Genomic DNA, 18,605 nt, shown 5'->3' with positions numbered 1-18,605 from the left:
AAGAGCGATGATTTTAGTGTTTAATAAACTTTGCGCCGCTATTTCCGTTTTTACGGGCAAGTTCGGCGTTGGACGCGTCAATGATCGCAGTGATCGAATTGCCGCTGCGATTGCCGCTGCGGTTAATACGCGGGCCCGTGAGGGAGGACGTGAAGGATATGTTGCCCAGCGAAAACTTGGCAGATTCCCATTTTGCACCTGTGGTGGCGAAGGAGCTGCTGTTGCTTAGGTTCAACATGTCGGGAACGCCAGGGATGCTATAGCCCGCTGCGGCAGCAAGAGTGCCGCCGATCAATAGTTGCTTAATCATGAACAATGCCTCAGAAATTTGTTACTTTGTCCCTATTTCAGAAACAATGTGGCGAATGTTCGTCGATTTTTGGGCAAATGTGCCTAAATTCAGGCCCTTGTTCGAGTATTGCGGCAGCTGTCCAAGAAATGCCACAGTTTTTGCAGCTTGGGTTACAGTCTGCGCAATGCGATGCGGTTGATTTGGTGATCTTCGCCCTTGCGCAGAATCAAATCGGCACGTGGACGGGTGGGGCGGATGTTTTCGCTGAGGTTCACGGCGTTAATGGTATCCCACAGGTCTGTCGCGCGGTCAGTTGCCTGAGAATCGGTGAGATTGGCCCAGCGGTTGAAGTGAGAGTTTGGATCGCGAAAGGCGGTTTCGCGCAAGCTGAGGAACCGGTTGATGTACCACGATTTGATGTGTGGTTCGTAGGCGTCCACGTAGATTTTGAAATCGAAATGGTCAGAGGCCAGTGGCGTCGGGGTGTCAGACGCCTGCGCCGTGCGGGATTGCAGGACGTTCAGGCCTTCAAAGATAAGAACATCAGGTTGAGAGATGGTGAGGGCGGCATCTGGGTCGATATCGTATTTTAGATGCGAGTAGACGGGGACAGCCACATCTGTCTGGCCTGATTTAACATCTGACAAAAACCGCAGCATGGTTTGGCGATCATAGCTTTCTGGAAAGCCTTTGCGGTGCATGATCCCGCGCCGTTCCAGTTCGGCGTTGGGGTAAAGCCAGCCGTCCGTTGTAACCAGATCCACGCGCGGTTTATTGGGCCAGCGGCGGATCAGTTCTTGGATCAGGCGTGCGGTGGTGGATTTGCCCACAGCCACGGAGCCCGCGATGGCGATGATGAAGGGTGTGCGTGCCTTTACGTGTGGCAAGAAGCTGGCGCGTTTTTTGTAGAGGCGGCGGGTGGCACGGGCATGGGCCGCGAGGATTCGCGATACGGTGAGGTAGATTTGATCGACTTCGGACAAAGAAGTGGCATCCCCCACCGAAAGCAGATTGCGCAAGTCTTTTTCCGAGATTTGCGCAGGGCGCCCATCGGAAAGGGTGGACCATTCCTGCGCCGAATACACGGCGAATGGGGATAAGTCAGCGCGGGCGGTTTTCCAGAACGAGGTCATTCTGGATTAGTGCCGCAATGCGCAGGGCGGTGCAACAGGCCCTAGCTGTCTTGCGTGGCAATCAGCGCCTTAATGATCGTATAGGCGTTGTCGTCCGCCCATTCTGCATCACCGCGCAGACGGGCGATTTCGCGACCTTGTGGATCGAGGATCACCGTGGCGGGAAGGCCAAAAACAGACATTTGACGCGCGAGGTCTTGTTTCGGGTCCAGTAGGATCGGCAGATCGGTGATGTTTGCCTGACTAAAAAAGGTTTTGATGGCGGGTAGCGGGTTGTGGCCCGTGGCGATGGTCACGACCTCAAACTTATCACCACCGAGTTCCCTTTGCAGTTTGTTGAGTGAAGGCATTTCTTTACGGCACGGGGCGCACCATGTGGCCCAAAAATTCACCAAAACGTATTTGCCTTTGTAATCGGCAAAGGTTTTGGGGGTTTGGGCTTCGTCGGTGAATGCTGTGGTGACTGGGGCAACGGGGGCTGAAGCGAAGATCAGCTTTTTCATGTCGCCCTGACGCAAGGCGTTGATTTCGGATGTGTCGACGGGTTCAACGGTTTGCTGATTTGCACCCAATTGAAAGGTTGCGTATACGGCGATCAAGAGGGCGATGATGGCACCACCAATCAGTGCAGGGCGGGGCAAGGTCATCTTTAGGTCTCCTCTTTCATGTTTCAAACCCGAAGGTCAGCCAATGTCGGACAAAAAATCATCCTCGAATGCCATGTGGGGCGGGCGGTTTGCCAGCGGTCCCGATGCCATTATGGAAGCAATTAACGCCTCTATCAGTTTTGACAAGCGGATGGCACGACAGGATATTGAAGGGTCGCGTGCGCACGCTGCAATGCTCGCGAAGCAAGGCATTATCACGGATAGCGATGCCGAGGCCATTCGGGAAGGCCTGCTCACGGTGTTGTCAGAAATTGAAGGCGGAACATTTCAGTATTCCGCCGCTTTGGAAGACATCCACATGAATGTAGAGGCGCGGTTAAAGGAAATCATCGGCGAACCTGCTGGGCGGTTGCACACGGGGCGGTCGCGCAACGATCAGGTGGCGACGGATTTTAGACTGTGGGTGCGCGATCAATTCGACGCGGCGATTTCGGGTTTGGATGCGCTGATAGCCGCCCTGCTGGATCAGGCAGAAGCGGGCGCCGATATGGTGATGCCGGGGTTCACGCATTTGCAGGTGGCGCAGCCTGTGACGTGGGGCCACCATATGATGGCTTATGTAGAGATGTTTGCACGGGATAAATCGCGGATGATAGATGCGCGGGCGCGCATGAATGAATCGCCTTTGGGTGCGGCGGCGTTGGCGGGCACATCGTTTCCGATTGATCGGCATATGACGGCAGCGGCGCTAGGGTTTGATCGGCCAACAGCCAATTCATTGGACGGTGTCGCGGATCGCGATTTTGCGTTGGAGTTTCTGTCTTGTTCCAGCATTTGCGCCACGCACCTGAGCCGTTTCGCCGAGGAGTTGGTGATCTGGTCATCGGCGCAGTTCCGTTTTGTGGTTCTTTCGGATCGGTTCAGCACAGGATCGAGCATTATGCCGCAAAAGAAAAACCCTGATGCGGCGGAGTTGATCCGCGCCAAAGTCGGTCGCATCAATGGGGCGCTGGTTGGGTTGTTGACCGTGATGAAGGGTCTGCCGCTGACCTATTCCAAGGACATGCAGGAAGATAAAGAACAGGTGTTTGATGCCAGCGACAGCCTGATGCTGGCGCTGGCGGCCATGGCGGGGATGGTGGCGGATATGCGTCCCAACGCCGAGAGTTTGGAAGTGGCGGCGGCAAGCGGGTTTTCCACGGCAACGGATTTGGCCGATTGGCTGGTGCGAGCCCTGAACATGCCGTTTCGCGATGCGCACCACGTGACGGGGGCGTTGGTGAAAATGGCCGAGGATCGGGGATGTGATCTGCCTGATTTGTCCTTGGCAGACATGCAATCAATTCATGACGCGATTACCGATGATGTGTTTGGCGTGCTGGGGGTTCAAAATTCAGTCGCCAGTCGTGTAAGCTATGGTGGGACAGCGCCGAGCAATGTTCGTGCGCAGATTAAGCGGTGGCGAGAGGTTTTGGTATGATACGGGTTTTGGTTGTGATGTGTGTGGTGGTTTTGGGTCTATCAGCCTGCGGGATCAAAGATGATCCGTTGCCTGTGACGCAAAACAACACATGATAAGCGTACGCACTGCGGTTGTAGTGAGAATTCTGTGCGCACGCTTAACGGATAATTCTGATCGTTTGGTAAAATAAATGACAAAATAGTTACCGTAATAAGTATCTGTTAATAAGCGATTTTATTCCATTTCTTGAAAATAGTTAGCCTTTTCCCTGTGTGAATCTTGATCTGATTCGGGGGCACCCCAACTATACCTTAAAAGTTCGACACGACTGGCAGACACGCTGGCCCGATCGAACATAAAGCGGTCGGACAAACCGAGCGCATTGAGGTAAAGGTCGGTATTATGAGACGCAGCAGTGCACTCAGTGAAATTCATGAACAGAAACGTGGTCCTCTTGGGGGGATGCTTAGCTTGGGTGTGGTCGGACAACAGTCCACCGCGCCCGCGCTCGCCACGTTCCTGCAGCGCGATATAGCGCAGACATCTGCGCAGGTATTGGCGTTCAACAGCCCCAAAGTGATTGGTTCGACGGTGATGAACGCCAAACGGGATCGGGATTTTCAAGTGATTGAAGCTTTCGTCGCCGTGACGTTCCAACGTCCACTGGATGATGCCCCGCAAACTCGACGCGTATTGGCCAGTTTGCGGATCGGTGACGATCAACCTGTCGGCAACATTCGTGCGCGTCTGACGGCGCAGGCCGAAGCGTTTTTCATTCTGATGGCCAAAGCAGGGCGCGAGGATATGTTTGCGCGGATCATCACACACTAGTTTTTAACAGAATTTATGTCCCTCCAAGGTCATAATCGAGCGATCCGAATTTTCTGACACTGTCTCGTCAGCCTCGTCATTCGGAGACGCTGCACTGCGCCCCTTTTCGGGGCGCATTTTTTTTGGAAACACGCATCGTCCATGATTAGGGCGTGACCTGTGAAACGGGCTTTGCTAGGGTCAAAGGGTCTGGTCCGATGGGGGCCAATAACTTTGGGAGTTGGATCATGAAAAAGATGACAATTATCGCAGCATTGTCTGTTGTTGCTTTGACAGCGACAGGGTGTGAAGTGTTTGGTGCAGAGCTGGTAGCGCACCTGTTCTAAGCTCGGTTTAGATTGAGTTTGAGCGCCGCGCCAAATGGTGCGGCGTTTTTCGTTTAAGGAGAATCCTCATGTCGGGTTTGCGCATCATTTATTTGATTTTGGTGGTTTTGGGCATTGTGATGCCGTTTCGGTATTTTATTCCGTGGTTCCAAGTGAACGGATTTGACATCGCGGGTCTGATTGATGCGTGGCATGTCAGCAATGCCACATCTGGGTTGGTGTGGGATCTGACGGTGGCCGCAGCGGCGTTGATTGTTTGGATGGTGGCCGAGGTGTACCAGCGCAAAGATTACTGGGTGCTGGTGGTGTGTGTTCCAACCATTTTTTGTATCGGGGTGAGCTGTGGTTTGCCCTTGTATCTGTTCTTGCGATCACGCCCTGTGCGCTAACGGCGTTCGCGTTGCGCACACTGCTTTGAGCCCTGCGGGCGGGTCAGGGACGCTGTCCCTTAGACCCTGGAGTAATTTTGGACAAAAGAAGGGTGGTTTGGGGTTGGGAATCGCTCTATGTCGAAAATAACGATTTGAGGGTTGGATCATGGATCATTTTTTGTACCGCGATGGGGTGTTGCACGCAGAAGACGTGTCGATCAGTGAAATTGCCGCCAGCGTTGGCACGCCGTTTTATGTGTATTCGACGGCGACATTGCAGCGGCATTATACCGTGTTTGATGACGCTTTGGCGGGGATGCCGCATTTGGTGTGTTACGCCATGAAAGCCAATTCGAATTTGGCTGTTCTAAAGCTGTTGGCGGATATGGGTGCGGGCATGGACGTGGTGTCTGTGGGCGAATACATGCGCGCCAAAGCCGTGGGTGTGCCTGGCGACAAGATCGTGTTTTCGGGTGTGGGGAAAACGCGAGCCGAGATGGAGCATGTGCTGGCGGGTGGCATTCGTCAGTTCAACGTGGAAAGCGAGCCTGAGTTGCATTTGCTGTCAAAAGTGGCGGCTGAGATGGGGGTTGAAGTGCCGATTACGGTGCGGGTGAACCCTGATGTGGATGCGAAGACCCATCCGAAGATTGCCACGGGGATGTCGGACAACAAATTCGGGATTCCAATCAGCCGTGCGCGGGATGTGTATGCGTTGGCGGCGTCCTTGCCAGGGATCAAAGTGGTTGGGATTGATGTGCATATCGGTAGCCAACTGGTAGATTTGGACCCTTACCGCGATGCGTTTTTGAAGGTGGCGGAACTGACCGAAGCGTTGCGGGCAGACGGGCATGAGATCAAGCGACTGGATCTGGGGGGCGGATTGGGCATCCCTTATGAGCGGAGCAACGCCGATCCTCCGCTTCCGTCTGATTACGGAGATATTGTACGCGAAACAGTTGGGCATCTGGACTGTGAGATTGAGATTGAACCTGGCCGTTTGATCGCGGGGAATGCGGGTCTGATGGTGAGTTCAGTGATCTTTAATAAATCGGGTGACGGGCGCGATTTTCTGATCGTGGATGCGGCGATGAACGATCTGATCCGCCCCGCTATGTATGACGCGCACCATGATATTGTGCCTGTGATCGAGCCTGCGGTAGGCACAACGGTTGCACCGATTGATATCGTTGGACCCGTCTGTGAGAGTGGGGATACCTTCACCAAACAGCGCCCGATGCCGCCTGTGGCAGATGGAGAGATGATCGCGTTTCGATCAGCGGGGGCTTATGGAGCGGTGATGTCGTCTGAATATAATTCGAGGCCGATGATCCCCGAAGTTTTGGTGGATGGGGATCAATTTGCCGTCATCAGACCCCGCCCGACATTTGACGAAATGTTAAATCGGGATAAGCTACCAGAGTGGATGCAGGACTGATCCCGCATCCCTAGCCCGCGAGGCCGAATGGCTGAATTCGAAATCAACACTGGAAAGATGACCCGTCAGGCGATGCGGTCGCTGAAATGGCGGCTGCGGTTGACCCGTGGATCGCTGCTGGTGGAACGGGTGGCGCGCAGTTTCTGGCCCGTGTTTGCTTGGGTGCTGGCGTTTGTGGCCGTGGCGCGGATGGGGGTGTTGCTAAACGCCTCCCAAAATGTGGCCATTGCAGTGCTGGTGGCTGGCGTGATCGGGTTTCTGTGGCTGTTTGCCAAAGGGGCGCGAACATTTGAGTGGCCAACACAGGCACAAGCCAAGGCGCGATTGGATGCGGATTTGCCCGGGCGTCCGCTGCAAACGCTGGAAGATAAGCTGTCGATTGGAGAACATGATGCCGGTGCACGGTATTTGTGGGCACGGCATTTGGAAAAAATGGCTGCTTTGGCCCGTGGGTCGAAGGCGGCGCGTCCGCATGTGCGGCTGGCCAAACGGGACCCGTGGGCGTTTCGTCTGATTGCGTTGTTTCTGTTTGGGGCAGCAATTTTGTTTGGGCGATCTGATCCCGTTCAATCCCTTGTGGACAGCTTGCAGGCGGAAGACCCTGTGGTGGCGCTGGGCCCCAGTTGGGAAGGCTGGGCGGAACCGCCAGCCTATACAGGAAAACCTGCGGTTTATTTGAATGATGTTGAGCCTGATACGGCGTTAAATCTGCCCGAGGGAACGCGTATCACGCTGCGGGTGTACGGCGCGTTGGATGGCACGGTGTTTTCTGAAACTGTGTCGAGCGGTGATCCGATTGCGCTGAATGCCAACGACAGCGGGTTTGGCGAGGCCACGTTTGAGGTGGCCAAAACGGGTGTGATTGCACTGACGCCGCCCCAAGGCACAGATGCTCAATTTGACATCAAAGTGATCGAAGATGAAGACCCGCAAGTGGCCCTAACGGGGGATATCACGCGCACCATTCAAGGGGCGTTGCAGATGCCGTTTGAGGCGCGGGATGATTACGGTGTTGTGGGGGGGACGGTCACAATATCGCTCGCGATTGATAGTGTGGATCGACGGCATGGATTGATGCTGGACCCTGAACCGCGGGATGCTGTGGAATTGGATTTGCCAATGCCGTTCACGCGAAATACCGATGCGTTTGAGGAGACGTTGATCGAGGATTTAGCGGAGCATCCTTGGGCGGGATTGCCTGTGACGATCACGATGATTGTGCGCGATGAGCTGGGGCAAACGGGTGTGGTTGTGCCTGAAATCGGCCCTATGCCAGGTAAACGGTTTTTTGACACGCTTGCCGCAGCGGTGGCAGAGCAGCGGCGCGATTTGTTGTGGAACCGCGCCAATGCAGATCGCATTACGATGATTTTAAAAGCGGTGACTGTTGATCCTGAGGTGGCGTTTGAACGGCGGGGCGAAAAGCCATATTTGATGATCCGCACTGCGCTGCGGCGTTTGGAATATAATGCGGATGCGCCTTTGAGCGATCAGGTTCGTGACGAGGTGGCTGATCTGTTGTGGAAGGCTGCGTTGTTGATCGAAGATGGTGATCTGGCCGATGCGCGGGAGCGTTTGAAACGTGCGCAAGAGCGGTTATCAGAGGCGATGAAAAACGGCGCGACGAAGCAAGAAATCGAAGAGTTGATGAACGAGTTGCGTCAAGCCACGCGCGAATACATGCGTCAGCTGGCCGAAGAGCAGCGCAACAACCCAGATCGCCAGCAGGCACAAAACGGAGAGTCACAAGAGCTGTCGCAGGATCAATTGCAACAGATGATGGACCGTATCCAAGAGCTGATGGAGCAGGGCCGCATGGCCGAAGCGCAAGCGTTGATGGAACAGCTTCAGCAGATGATGGAAAACATGCAGGTGACCGAAAGCCAAGGAGGCCAAGGAAGCGAGAACGAGCAGGCTATGGAAGGGCTAGGTGATACGTTGCGCGAACAACAAGATCTTGCGGATGACACCTATCGTGAACTGCAGGAACAGTACGAACGCAACCAACAGCAGGGCCAACAGCAAGGTCAGCAACAACAGGGCCAGCAGCAAGGGGACCAGCAGGGCGAAGGCGAACAGCAGGGCCAGCAACAAGGGCAAGGCCAGAACGGGGAACGGATGTCTCCTGGTCAATTGGCCGACAGACAGAGGGCATTGCGTGAAATGTTGGAACGCCAGCAGGGCGAGTTTGGCCAGAACGGTGTTGATGGTGGCGAAGAATTTGCCGACAGTTTGGGCGAAGCACAGCGCCAGATGGAAGAGGCCGAACGCAATTTGGAGCGGGGCAATTCATCAGAAGCGCTCGATAATCAGGCGGATGCGATGGAAGCCCTGCGCGAGGGGATGCGCCAGTTGGGCGAGGCCCAACGCCAAGCGCAATCTCAGCAGCAAGGTCAACAGGGTACGCAGCCAGGGCAACGGCAGGGCGAGCAGCGCGATCCTTTGGGGCGGCCTTTGTCACAGGGTGGCAATGTGGAAACCAACGAACGTTTGGTGCCAACCGAGGATCAATACCGCCGTTCGCGTGAAGTGATGGATGAAATTCGTCGTCGATCAGGGGATCGGTCACGCCCGACGATTGAGCTGGATTATCTGCGTCGATTGCTCGACCGGTTTTAAGCGCAAGGTTCGGGTCGTGTGGTGATCCGCTGTTTTCCAATCTGTCCTGAGTTTACCCAACACAGGAGAGCGTTATGACGTTTCAGATTCACCCCATGCCCGAAGGGGACTTCCAGAAATACTTCGCGATGGATCGTGACACCTTGAAGGCGCATAATGCGCAAATTCATGAGGTGACATCGAAACCAGGCGCACCGTGCCGTGTGAGTTTAGTCGATGCGGAGATCGGAGCGCGCGTGGTTTTGGTGAACCACGAACACCAGCCAGAAAACAGCCCGTATCGGTCCAGTCACGCGATTTATGTGCAAGAAGGTGCGGTTGAAACCAAACCGAATGCGGGGCATGTGCCAGACGTTTTGACCTGTCGCACCTTGTCCGTGCGCGGTTTTGATGCGGATCACTGTATTCAGGATGCGGATATCGTAGACGGCGCGGATTTGGCAAAACGGCTCGACCAGATATTTGAGGATGATCGCATTCGCTACGCACATGTGCATTTTGCAGGGCGGGGATGTTTCGCTGCCAAGGTCACACGGGCCTGAGCTGTTTGGGCGGGCGGCAATTGAGCCGCCCATCCGTTTACCCAATAAGACCGTTGATCAGCGCCCGCACGCTATCAATTGCGGCGGCGTAGGGATCAAGAACCATGGCGGCCGCTGGCAGGGCGGCGACCAGTTGCGGCCGCAGCACATAAAGAGCGATTAAAAGCGCGATGATGAACAAGGTCCAGATAAAGGCGCGGCGGAACCCGCCTTTGCCTGCATTGGCCAGCTCTTCTTCGTGGGCTTCCATCATTTCGCGGTCGCGGCGGCGCGGTTCTTCGGGTTCGGAGCGCAGCGAAGCATCCAATTCATCCACGTCAGGCAACAATGCCTTGCCGTCGCGTTTTGGGCGGCGGTTCGGATCGGCTTTGCGCGATGTATCCACGGCGGCTGCCAGTTTTTCTTCGTCAATCTCTGGCAGGTCGAGGTCATCTGGAACCGTGTCAGCAACATCGTCGACGGCTTCGGAGATCGTCGCGGCCAGATCGTCTTTGGGTGGGGCGCTGGTTTCTGCGCCTTCATCAAAGCCAGGTAAGGTACGTGCCCGCGCGCGCGAGCCTTTGGCACGCGGACGAGGACGGGTTAGACCAACGGCGGCTGCGGCGGCGGTTACGGCCTCGCCTCCCTCTTCGGTTGGGGCTTCGTCTTCGGCGTCTGTTTCTTCGGAGGATGCTTCTTTTAGGGCCGCCGCGAGATCATCGCTGACACCGTCTGTGTTTGGCAGCGCGTCTTCAACTTCGTCGTCCGCGTCATCAATGGTGTCCGATGGCGTAATGCCATCTGCGCGATAGGCGTGGCGGGTGCCATCGTCTTCGTCGTCAAAATCATCGTCCACATCCAGACCACCTGCATCAAGTGCGGCGGTTAAGGCAGCGGCATCAAATTCGGGATCATCGGAGCGCGGCTCTTCTGGGGCAGCGTCATTGTCTGAGCCATCATCCGCAAGCGACGCGGCGTCTTCGATTGGGTCATCAATGGGCAGGTTTGGCGCGTATTCCGTTTCGCTTGCTTGTTCCTCTCCCATGTCGTTGAGCTGGCTGCGAATGGCTTCCAGATCGGCAAGTGGATCGAAATCTGGGTCCGCAGGGGCATCTTCGATGTCTTCTTCGACGTCATCGACCAATTCTTCTGGTTCGGCCTCGGTGGTTTCTGGTTCGCTGTGCGCATCGAGAAAGGCAGTGAGTTCGTCCACCTCTGCTGCTGGGGGCGTGCTGTCCTCAAGGGCGGATTTGATCGCTTCACCGTCCCCGTCGAGCGCATTGGCTGTTGCAACATCTAGTTGATCGCGGGCAGAGGAGAATGCAGCTTCTGAACGCAGAACGTCGAGCACTTCTTCATCAACGGGGGGAACAGGAATGTTTGTGGCGGGCTCGTCATCGTCATACGCATCTTCGTCGTAGGCGTCATCATCCGCCAAAAGATCTGCAGGGTCATCGTCATCGAGCGGTTCTTGATCATCTGCGACCACATCGGGGCCAGAGCCGCGATTGGAATAGAAACTTGCTTCGGTTTTGCCATCCAGATCGTCAAAGACGCCTTGGTCTTCTTCGGCACCGGTATCCACATCATCATCGGCCGAAGTGGGCAGCATTTCGATGTAGTCTTGGAACCAAATGTTTTCACAATTGGCGCACTGAACCTCGCGGCCAGTTTCCGGAATGGCACTTTCGTCTACTTCGTACTGCGCGACACATCTTGGGCATACTATCCGCATGGCACCCTCGCTCGTTTTTATTATGTGCCGATTGCCCCCTAGCGAATCAGCTTTTTTATAGTTTTAGCGGCGGAACACCGCCTTTCCAAGCATCTCATATATTTTGTAAAGATTGCATGTTTGCGTGGGATGGGCGAAAAGATGCAAAACAAGGTTTCAGGCAGAAGGCGGGCACCCCTTGATCGAGCTGAAAAACGCAGGCTTCACCTATGGTGGTCAGGACATTCTGAGCGAAATGACGCTGCGATTGCAGCCAGGATCGTTCCATTTTTTAACGGGGCCGTCTGGGTCAGGTAAAACAACGCTGTTGAACCTGTGTTATCAGGCGTTGTTGCCCACAACGGGTATGGTGCGTGTGTTCGAACAAGATGTTCGCGCCATGACGCGTGATGATATCGCCAAAGTGCGCCGTCGGATCGGTGTTGTGCATCAAAACTGTCAGTTTCTGGATCACCTGTCGGTGCGGGAAAACCTCGCGCTGCCCTTAACGGTGTCTGGGCGTGAGGATGACGTGCATCCATCGAATATTGACGATTTGCTTGGTTGGGTGGGTTTGACCGAACGTGGTGATGCCTTGCCGCCTGAATTATCAGGGGGAGAGCGCCAACGTGCGGCGTTGGCCCGTGCGATTATTATGTCGCCCGATCTGATTTTGGCGGATGAGCCCACGGGCAACGTGGATTGGGAAATGGCGCAGCGGTTGCTGGCGTTGTTGGTGGAATTGAACAAGATGGGTAAGACGATCCTGATTGCGACCCACGATCTGAACCTGATCCGCACAGTAAAATCCGAAGTGTCGGCGCGTGTTTTGCGTATCAGTAACAAAAAGCTGCAACTGGCAGGGGCGGATTTGTGATGGAACGTATTCGGGCATTTTTGGATGTTTTCAGCGGTGACAGCAATGCGGACCGTGTTGTGCCCCCCAGCGGCTTTACCGCGCGGCTGACCACATTTACCGCTGCGGCCATGGCGTTTTTGACGGTGTTTGCATTGGCGTTGTCCCTGGCAACAGGGCGATTGGCGGCGCGATGGGATGCGGAATTGGCGCGGACCTCTACCATTCGGATTTCTGCGCCCGAAGGGCAAATGGCGGCCCAATCTCAGGCTGTGCTGGAAGTGTTGCGCACCACACCCGGGATCGCCAGTGCGCGTGTGATGTCGGATGAGGAACAGCGTAAATTGCTGGAGCCGTGGTTCGGACCAGATTTGCCGCTGGATACATTGCCTGTGCCCCGATTGATCGAGGTTCTGGAAGAAGGTCGCGGCCCTGACAGTGCGGGTTTGAAACTGCGATTGGCGGCCGAGGCACCAGGCGCTGTATTGGATGATCATACCCGTTGGCGGCGGCCTTTGGTGAATGCGGCCACGCGGTTGCGGGTTTTGGGGTTGATTTCAATCCTGCTGATCGCAGGGTCAACAGCGGCGATGATTACGCTTGCGGCGCAATCCGCGTTGGCGGCGAATGGGCAAGTGATTGGCGTGCTGCGCCTGATCGGTGCGCGGGATGTTTATATTGCGCGTGCGTTTGTGCGCCGCTTTACCCTGCGTGCGTTGATCGGGGCCTGTGTTGGCACTGCGATTGCGCTGGTTGGGGTGTTTTTTATGCCTGCCGCCGCAGAAGAGGGGGCGTTTCTAACGGGGCTTGGGTTTAAAGGTTGGCATTGGATACTGCCGTTCCTGATCCCGCCGCTGGCTGCGTTTGTGGCGTTTTGGGCCACGCGTTGGGCCGCGTTCAGAACATTGCAAAGGTTAAGCTGATGTATGCAATTCAATGGCTGCGGAGCCTGTTTTTCATCGGGCAGATGTATTTGGCGATGTTTGTACTGGCGTTGTATTACATTCCGCGCACGGTCCTTAACAACGATTACGCCTTTCATGGGGTGCATACCTATTGCCGCTGGGTGCGTTGGACGGCGTCTTGGATGATTGGGCTGAAGTCTGAAATTCGAGGTGAGGTTCCAACCGATGAAGTGTTGATCGCATCAAAACACCAGAGCTTTTTTGACATTATTCTGATCGTGTCGGCGGTGCCGCGGCCTAAGTTCATCATGAAAGCAATTCTGAAATACGCGCCGATCTTGGGGTGGTTTGGCCTGAAAATTGGGTGTGTTCCTGTGGAACGTGGCAAACGCGGTGCTGCGATCAAAAAGATGGTCGCAGATGTGAAATCGGGCAAAGCCCTGCCGGGCCAGTTGATTATTTTTCCACAGGGCACGCGCGTCGCGGCGGGGGCGCATCTGCCTTACAAGGTGGGTGCTGCGGTGTTGCAAAAAGAAACTGGGCAACCCGTTGTGCCAACGGCCACCAATGTGGGTGTGTTTTGGCCCCGCCATGGGATTTACCGCAAGCCCGGATTGGCCGTTTTGGAGTTTTTGCCAACGATCCAGCCTGCGGATGCAGTTGATATGGATACAGCGGAATTTACTGCAAAGTTGGAAGAGATTATCGAGCCTGCCTCTAACGCGTTGATGGCAGAAGCAGGGTTCGACGTTAAAAAGCTGGGTTAGAGCAATCTGCCCATCGCAACGGCAGTGTCGGCCATGCGGTTGGAAAAGCCCCATTCGTTGTCATACCAAGACAACAAGCGGCCCATGCGTCCTTGGACTTGGGTTTCTTCAAGAGCGACGATGGAGGAGCGGGGATCATGGTTTAGGTCGATGGACACGAGCGGTAGGGACTCTGTGCCCAAAATCCCCTTCATCGCGCCATGCGCCGCAGCGGAGATCGCATCGTTGATGGCTTGGACACTTAGGTCTTTGGATGTGTTGAATTTGAAATCGGTGCAAGACACGTTTGGCGTTGGTACACGAATGGCCACGCCGTTCAGTTTGCCGTTGAGTTCTGGCAGGACCAAGCCGACAGCTTTGGCCGCGCCCGTTGTGGTTGGCACCATTGATAAGGCCGCTGCGCGCCCGCGTTCCCAATTTTTGTTGCCGCGATCCAGAGTTGGTTGGCTGCCTGTGTAGGCATGAACAGTTGTAATCAGACCGTCTTCGATTCCGAAAGTATCGTGAATAACTTTGGCCATTGGCGCGAGGCAATTGGTGGTGCAGGACGCATTTGAAACGATGATGTCATCTGCGGTCAAATCGGTGTGGTTCACGCCGTACACAACCGTGCGATCTGCTCCTTTGCCTGGTGCAGATACCAGTACGCGTTTTGCACCTGCTGTCAGATACATCTGGGCCTTGTCGTGGTCTTTGAAAAAACCGGTGCATTCCAGTGCGATGTCTACGTGGTTCCAATCCAGTTGGGATGGGTCCCGTTCGGAAGTGACGCGAATGGCCTTGCCGTTGATGATGATTTCATCGGAACTGTGGGACACATCGCCAGGGAATACTTTGTGAACGCTGTCGTATTTGAACAGATAGGCCGAGTTATCGACGGGTGTCAGATCATTGATGGCCACCACTTCGATATCGGTGCGCCCGCTTTCGAGGATGGCGCGCAATACGTTGCGACCAATGCGGCCAAATCCGTTGATGCCTACTTTTACAGTCATGATCGTGTCCTTCAATAGCTTGCGTTAGCGATAACGTAAAAATGCAAAAGGATCAACAGGCATCACGTTGTCACGCGATCACAAGATCCAGAACAGGAGCGTGAAGAGGCCGAAAAACCCTGCAAGGCCAAACCAACTGCGGTTCAGGGCTTTTACGCTGTCGAGAACGTCTTGTGCGTTGAGGTCCCGTTTGCCTTGGCGGTTTACGAACAGATCATCGCTCATCTGGCCATCGTAACTGCGAGGACCAGCCAGCGACACATCGAGAACACCGGCCATTGCGCTTTCGGGCCAGCCTGCATTGGGGGAGCGGTGCAAATCCGCGTCTTCGAACACAACATCAAAGGCGGTGCGATCGAAATGTACGGCGCAAATCAACATGGCGCTGATGCGTGCAGGGAGCCAGTTGAGCAGGTCATCGAGTTTGGCAGCGGCAAAACCAAATTCAGCGTATTCTTCGGTGCGATAGCCGATCATGCTATCTGCGGTGTTGATCATTTTATAGATCAAAATACCAGGAAGGCCGAGGATCAGGAACCAGAACACAGGTGCGATCACCCCGTCTGAAAAATTCTCCGCTGCGCTTTCGATGGCGGCGCGGGATACGTCAGTTTCGCTCATCTGGCCCGTGTCACGGCCAACAATCATCGACACCGCGTTGCGCCCTTGTGGCAGACCAGATTGCAGTGCGGTCGCCACATCGCGGACGTGATCAATCAAGCTGCGATGGGCGATCAGGACAGCGGCGATGACCACTTCGACGAGGTTTACAAGAATGTCGAAACCGAGAAATTCGATGTTGTTGAGTTTTTCCAAGATCAGGCCTGGAATAAAGGCGACGACAATCATCACGCCCACAGCCACAAAGCCCTTGACCTGCCGCTGTGATCCGTTGTTCAGCGTTTCGTCCAACCAGTTGACCACACGGCCCATAAGAGTGGCGGGGTGAGGATACCGATCCCATACCTTTTCAGGTTCCCCCAAAAAGAAGTCGAGCAAAAGTGCAAGCAGCACCATCAGAAACACGCTCATCGCTTACTCCATCGCCTGTTCAATGCGGGCCCAGTCATGGGCGTCGTTTGGCAAACCCAAACGGATCATTGTGTCGGAATAGGGGAAAACCCTTGAAAGAATATGATGTGCGGCCAGTTTTTCGAACCATGCTTGCGCGTTTGCAACATGATAGGTGCGAAACAGGGTGGTGCCGCAACTGGATGTGGCCCCTGCGTTGGTCATGATTTGATCCAAACGGTTTGCGTCATTTTGCAGTGTTTGACGGGTTGCCGCCGCCCAATCTGAGTCTGACAAGGCAATTTTGCCGATGTGTTGTGCAGGCCCTGAAATGGCCCAAGGGCCGAGCATATGTTCCAGCTGCGCAATCGTATCGGGATGCGCCACAGCAAAGCCAAGGCGGAGCCCCGCAAGGCCCCAGAATTTACCCAAACCCTTTAGCACAATAAACCCGCGTTGATCCGTGAGGTGGATATGGGTTTGATCCGGGGTGGTGTCGCAAAAACTCTCGTCAATGATGGTGAGGGTTTTGTGGTTGGCGCAAATTGTATCCAGTGGCCAAAGTCGCCCATCGGGGTTGTTGGGATGGACGTAGACATTGGTGTCTGACGGAGTGGTTTGCACATCCCAGCCAAAGGCAGAAAAGCTGGCGGCATGTTCGTTGTAGGTGGGTTGGGCGATGCCCACGGTGCCGCTGTGCCCCAGACGCGGAAGGGCGGCTATCAGGGCAGACACGCCCGAAGCTGCGGCAATATCCGCCCGATCAGGAATGTTCCAAAACGATCTAGCGGCGGCCTTAAGCGCCGCTTGATCGCCGCTGTCTGGCAGGGCCTGCCAAAACCGTGCGGGAATGTCTGGCAAAGGATAGGATGTGGGATTGATCCCCGTAGATAGATCAATCCAATCGGCGCGTGTTCCACCGAAACGGGCCACAGCCGCATCAAGACCACCACCGTGGTCGCGGGTGTTTGGCCCTGTGTTGTGATGGTTGGCTGTCACCGTCAATCCGCGTTTGGCAAAGTGGGAATGCGCGACACAAAATGGCCTTTTACCGCCTGTGGCCATTCGCGAAATGGAACCTGCCCCTTTTCGGATGCCGCGTGTTTGGTGGCGTATTCAACGATGCCTTCGGCGGCCTCTGCACCGGGTTCGAAACGGCCCATCACATAGGTGAGCTTTCCATCTGCCTGAATGGCGATGTTGCAGCCGTGTGAGCAGCCCATCAAACAGGAATGGCGGCGGGTTTGGACATCTGGGTTGCCTTGCGCGGCACGTTCGATATCGGCGGCCAGTCGTTCCCCATCGGTTTGGTCGGACGTTGCGGCATCCCAGCCTTCGAGCTTGCACGTGTCGCAAATTGTGATCGTTGTGGTCATAGCGGCCTTTCTTTGCGCATGCAGGCGCTTTGGTTAGCGAGATTTCGCTCGTTTCATCACCAAATTCAGGAAAATACAATTCATAATCGTACGGTCTGATTTTGTTAATACATTGTTAATAGAATGAGCAGAGTCAGGGCGAAGGGCAAAGGAGGTTGGCTTGTGAAAATTCTTGTGATCGAAGCCGACGCCTCTTTGGGTGACATTTGGTGCAGGCACTTAGAACGGCAAGGGAATGATGTTGAAATGGCGTCTGATGAAAAGACGGCCATTGATAAACTGCGGTTTTCGAAATTCGATGTTCTCGTGCTCGATTTGTCCACCAAGAATGCCAGCGTTTTGGCGATCAGTGACTTTGCCACTTATCGAAACCCAGATGTGGCGATCATTGTTGTGACCGCCAACAGCTTTTTCTCGGACGGGTCCATCTTTGAGCTGATCCCCAATGCGCGCGGGCATTTGCATACGCCCGTGCAGCCAGATGATTTGGCCGCCCTTGTGGAACATTACGGCCGCGGGCCAGTTCGCGCCTAATTTTTAATGAATTTTGCGCCAGTGCCGCCACGTTCGCCACCGACTTGAATCCTTTTGCGCCCCGAAGTGGGAGCATCGGGAATAGCGCGTAATGCGCGTTTGAGTGTTGCTATGTTTTCTGACAACTCCATGCCGTATGCCACTGTTCCACCATTTACCTTGGCGCCAGAAGACACCAACGTTACGATCCTTGCGCGTGAGCCTTCTTTAATGAACACAGGGGCCCCAGAAGACCCGAATGTGACATTACAATTGAAGGCGATTAATCCCTGACCGCGCCCCAGCACATCGCACTGGCGTTGCCATGACAAAACATCATCGCGGCCACGACCGTAAGACACGACGCTGACCGAATTTCCCTGCCGAATACCAGAGTGTAGGGCAAAAGGCGGTGCTTCGAAGGTGGAAATGGGCTGGTCGAGTTTGATTAAGGCCACATCATATCGGATGTTGTTGGTGTGGACGCCACTGTGGGGGATATATTGTTTATGCGCCACAACCTGCGCGCCCACGCGTTGCGTCAAAGCAACGCCATTGCGTAGACCCGCTGAAAATCGAAACTGATCGGGGGACATTAAACGGCCCGTTGCACGATCATAAACGCAATGAGCGGCAGTCAGCACGATATCCGAGGCGATCAAAACACCTGTGCAATAGCCCTTGCCTGTGTCGATGCGACCGACGGCTTCCCAACCGTAGAGATCATCCCGATCCGTAAGTGGTATCAGGCCAGTTGTGTTGGCACCCGCCGCAGTGGCGAAAAGAAAGAGTGACGTAAAAGCCGTTTTGATAAAGCGCATCGAGGCATTCCAACTAATTTGGAACGACCCTGCTTGCACAAATAGG

At 54.9% G+C, this 18,605-nt stretch carries 19 protein-coding genes; 10 read left to right on the top strand and 9 right to left on the bottom strand.

Features of this window, described 5'->3' with window-relative positions:
• Window positions 1-13: 13 nt before the first annotated feature.
• From QBD29_RS16240 to QBD29_RS16230, 3 genes are all read right to left on the bottom strand, one after another.
• Window positions 14-310, bottom strand: coding sequence for a hypothetical protein (locus tag QBD29_RS16240; protein ID WP_280099127.1), 297 nt, complete (start codon window positions 308-310; stop codon window positions 14-16).
• 152 nt (window positions 311-462) lie between these two features.
• Window positions 463-1,425: a type I pantothenate kinase gene (gene coaA / locus QBD29_RS16235; RefSeq protein WP_280099126.1), complete on the bottom strand. Its 963-nt coding sequence runs from the start codon at window positions 1,423-1,425 to the stop codon at window positions 463-465.
• Between the two features lie 41 nt (window positions 1,426-1,466).
• Entirely contained in the window at window positions 1,467-2,072 is a 606-nt protein-coding gene (locus QBD29_RS16230; protein ID WP_280099125.1) for a TlpA family protein disulfide reductase, read from the bottom strand.
• A 43-nt stretch (window positions 2,073-2,115) separates the two neighbouring features.
• Here QBD29_RS16230 and argH point away from each other — a divergent pair, with 43 nt between their 5' ends.
• The 6 genes from argH (at window position 2,116) to QBD29_RS16200 (ending at window position 9,622) form a co-directional block, all read left to right on the top strand.
• Entirely contained in the window at window positions 2,116-3,513 is a 1,398-nt protein-coding gene (gene argH / locus QBD29_RS16225) for an argininosuccinate lyase (RefSeq protein ID WP_280099124.1), read from the top strand.
• 384 nt (window positions 3,514-3,897) lie between these two features.
• A complete protein-coding gene (locus QBD29_RS16220) occupies window positions 3,898-4,326 on the top strand; it encodes a hypothetical protein (RefSeq protein ID WP_280099123.1) in 429 nt (142 codons plus the stop codon).
• Window positions 4,327-4,720: 394 nt separating this feature from the next.
• Window positions 4,721-5,041 carry a DUF2834 domain-containing protein gene (locus tag QBD29_RS16215; protein WP_280099122.1) on the top strand — a complete coding sequence of 107 codons (321 nt, stop codon included), beginning with the start codon at window positions 4,721-4,723 and terminating at the stop codon, window positions 5,039-5,041.
• Window positions 5,042-5,189: 148 nt separating this feature from the next.
• Complete coding sequence (lysA, locus tag QBD29_RS16210; RefSeq protein WP_280099121.1) at window positions 5,190-6,461, top strand: diaminopimelate decarboxylase; 1,272 nt, start codon at window positions 5,190-5,192, stop codon at window positions 6,459-6,461.
• A 27-nt stretch (window positions 6,462-6,488) separates the two neighbouring features.
• Window positions 6,489-9,080 carry a TIGR02302 family protein gene (locus tag QBD29_RS16205; protein WP_280099120.1) on the top strand — a complete coding sequence of 864 codons (2,592 nt, stop codon included), beginning with the start codon at window positions 6,489-6,491 and terminating at the stop codon, window positions 9,078-9,080.
• A gap of 74 nt (window positions 9,081-9,154) precedes the next feature.
• A complete protein-coding gene (locus QBD29_RS16200) occupies window positions 9,155-9,622 on the top strand; it encodes a DUF1203 domain-containing protein (RefSeq protein WP_280099119.1) in 468 nt (155 codons plus the stop codon).
• Window positions 9,623-9,659: 37 nt separating this feature from the next.
• On the opposite strand, the gene QBD29_RS16195 is transcribed toward QBD29_RS16200, so the two are convergent.
• Window positions 9,660-11,336: a zinc-ribbon domain-containing protein gene (locus QBD29_RS16195; protein WP_280099118.1), complete on the bottom strand. Its 1,677-nt coding sequence runs from the start codon at window positions 11,334-11,336 to the stop codon at window positions 9,660-9,662.
• A 178-nt stretch (window positions 11,337-11,514) separates the two neighbouring features.
• On the opposite strand from QBD29_RS16195, the gene QBD29_RS16190 reads away from it, so the two are divergent.
• Genes QBD29_RS16190 through QBD29_RS16180 form a run of 3 tightly spaced genes read left to right on the top strand, consistent with a single transcriptional unit; the run spans window position 11,515 to window position 13,843 of the window.
• Window positions 11,515-12,192, top strand: coding sequence for an ATP-binding cassette domain-containing protein (locus tag QBD29_RS16190; protein ID WP_280099117.1), 678 nt, complete (start codon window positions 11,515-11,517; stop codon window positions 12,190-12,192).
• On the top strand, window positions 12,192-13,094 hold the full coding sequence (locus tag QBD29_RS16185) for an FtsX-like permease family protein (protein WP_280099116.1): 903 nt from the start codon (window positions 12,192-12,194) through the stop codon (window positions 13,092-13,094). Before QBD29_RS16190 ends, QBD29_RS16185 begins: the two co-directional genes overlap by 1 nt.
• Window positions 13,091-13,843: a lysophospholipid acyltransferase family protein gene (locus QBD29_RS16180; protein ID WP_280100988.1), complete on the top strand. Its 753-nt coding sequence runs from the start codon at window positions 13,091-13,093 to the stop codon at window positions 13,841-13,843. Before QBD29_RS16185 ends, QBD29_RS16180 begins: the two co-directional genes overlap by 4 nt.
• Here the strand turns inward: QBD29_RS16180 and gap are convergent.
• From gap to QBD29_RS16160, 4 genes are all read right to left on the bottom strand, one after another.
• Window positions 13,840-14,838, bottom strand: a complete 999-nt coding sequence (gap, locus tag QBD29_RS16175; RefSeq protein ID WP_280099115.1) for a type I glyceraldehyde-3-phosphate dehydrogenase — start codon at window positions 14,836-14,838, stop codon at window positions 13,840-13,842. The two genes, QBD29_RS16180 and gap, sit on opposite strands and share 4 nt — an antisense overlap.
• A 78-nt stretch (window positions 14,839-14,916) precedes the next feature.
• Window positions 14,917-15,870, bottom strand: a complete 954-nt coding sequence (cbiB, locus tag QBD29_RS16170) for an adenosylcobinamide-phosphate synthase CbiB (protein WP_280099114.1) — start codon at window positions 15,868-15,870, stop codon at window positions 14,917-14,919.
• Between the two features lie 3 nt (window positions 15,871-15,873).
• The gene (locus tag QBD29_RS16165) at window positions 15,874-16,848 is read right to left on the bottom strand and encodes a pyridoxal phosphate-dependent class II aminotransferase (RefSeq protein ID WP_280099113.1); all 975 of its coding nucleotides are present in this window, start codon (window positions 16,846-16,848) and stop codon (window positions 15,874-15,876) included.
• A gap of 2 nt (window positions 16,849-16,850) precedes the next feature.
• A complete protein-coding gene (locus QBD29_RS16160) occupies window positions 16,851-17,225 on the bottom strand; it encodes a DUF1636 domain-containing protein (RefSeq protein WP_280099112.1) in 375 nt (124 codons plus the stop codon).
• A 162-nt stretch (window positions 17,226-17,387) separates the two neighbouring features.
• Here QBD29_RS16160 and QBD29_RS16155 point away from each other — a divergent pair, with 162 nt between their 5' ends.
• Window positions 17,388-17,759: a response regulator gene (locus QBD29_RS16155; RefSeq protein ID WP_280099111.1), complete on the top strand. Its 372-nt coding sequence runs from the start codon at window positions 17,388-17,390 to the stop codon at window positions 17,757-17,759.
• Here QBD29_RS16155 and QBD29_RS16150 read toward each other — a convergent pair.
• The gene (locus QBD29_RS16150; RefSeq protein WP_280099110.1) at window positions 17,756-18,559 is read right to left on the bottom strand and encodes a trypsin-like peptidase domain-containing protein; all 804 of its coding nucleotides are present in this window, start codon (window positions 18,557-18,559) and stop codon (window positions 17,756-17,758) included. The two genes, QBD29_RS16155 and QBD29_RS16150, sit on opposite strands and share 4 nt — an antisense overlap.
• Between the last annotated feature and the right edge of the window lie 46 nt (window positions 18,560-18,605).

This window comes from Amylibacter sp. IMCC11727, from assembly GCF_029854195.1.
GTDB lineage: Bacteria > Pseudomonadota > Alphaproteobacteria > Rhodobacterales > Rhodobacteraceae > Amylibacter.
The sequence above is the reverse complement of the archived record's forward strand: the minus strand, read 5'-3'. Positions and strand labels throughout refer to the sequence as shown.

Excerpts from the sequence above, each read along its gene's own strand:
- QBD29_RS16195 (WP_280099118.1), bottom strand. The coding sequence starts at position 11,336 with ATGCGGATAGTATGCCCAAGATGTGTCGCGCAGTACGAAGTAGACGAA.
- QBD29_RS16240 (WP_280099127.1), bottom strand. The coding sequence starts at position 310 with ATGATTAAGCAACTATTGATCGGCGGCACTCTTGCTGCCGCAGCGGGC.
- QBD29_RS16215 (WP_280099122.1), top strand. The coding sequence starts at position 4,721 with ATGTCGGGTTTGCGCATCATTTATTTGATTTTGGTGGTTTTGGGCATT.
- gap (WP_280099115.1), bottom strand. The coding sequence starts at position 14,838 with ATGACTGTAAAAGTAGGCATCAACGGATTTGGCCGCATTGGTCGCAAC.
- cbiB (WP_280099114.1), bottom strand. The coding sequence starts at position 15,870 with ATGAGCGTGTTTCTGATGGTGCTGCTTGCACTTTTGCTCGACTTCTTT.
- QBD29_RS16185 (WP_280099116.1), top strand. The coding sequence starts at position 12,192 with ATGGAACGTATTCGGGCATTTTTGGATGTTTTCAGCGGTGACAGCAAT.
- argH (WP_280099124.1), top strand. The coding sequence starts at position 2,116 with ATGTCGGACAAAAAATCATCCTCGAATGCCATGTGGGGCGGGCGGTTT.
- QBD29_RS16160 (WP_280099112.1), bottom strand. The coding sequence starts at position 17,225 with ATGACCACAACGATCACAATTTGCGACACGTGCAAGCTCGAAGGCTGG.
- QBD29_RS16220 (WP_280099123.1), top strand. The coding sequence starts at position 3,898 with ATGAGACGCAGCAGTGCACTCAGTGAAATTCATGAACAGAAACGTGGT.
- QBD29_RS16205 (WP_280099120.1), top strand. The coding sequence starts at position 6,489 with ATGGCTGAATTCGAAATCAACACTGGAAAGATGACCCGTCAGGCGATG.
- QBD29_RS16200 (WP_280099119.1), top strand. The coding sequence starts at position 9,155 with ATGACGTTTCAGATTCACCCCATGCCCGAAGGGGACTTCCAGAAATAC.
- lysA (WP_280099121.1), top strand. The coding sequence starts at position 5,190 with ATGGATCATTTTTTGTACCGCGATGGGGTGTTGCACGCAGAAGACGTG.
- QBD29_RS16230 (WP_280099125.1), bottom strand. The coding sequence starts at position 2,072 with ATGACCTTGCCCCGCCCTGCACTGATTGGTGGTGCCATCATCGCCCTC.
- coaA (WP_280099126.1), bottom strand. The coding sequence starts at position 1,425 with ATGACCTCGTTCTGGAAAACCGCCCGCGCTGACTTATCCCCATTCGCC.
- QBD29_RS16150 (WP_280099110.1), bottom strand. The coding sequence starts at position 18,559 with ATGCGCTTTATCAAAACGGCTTTTACGTCACTCTTTCTTTTCGCCACT.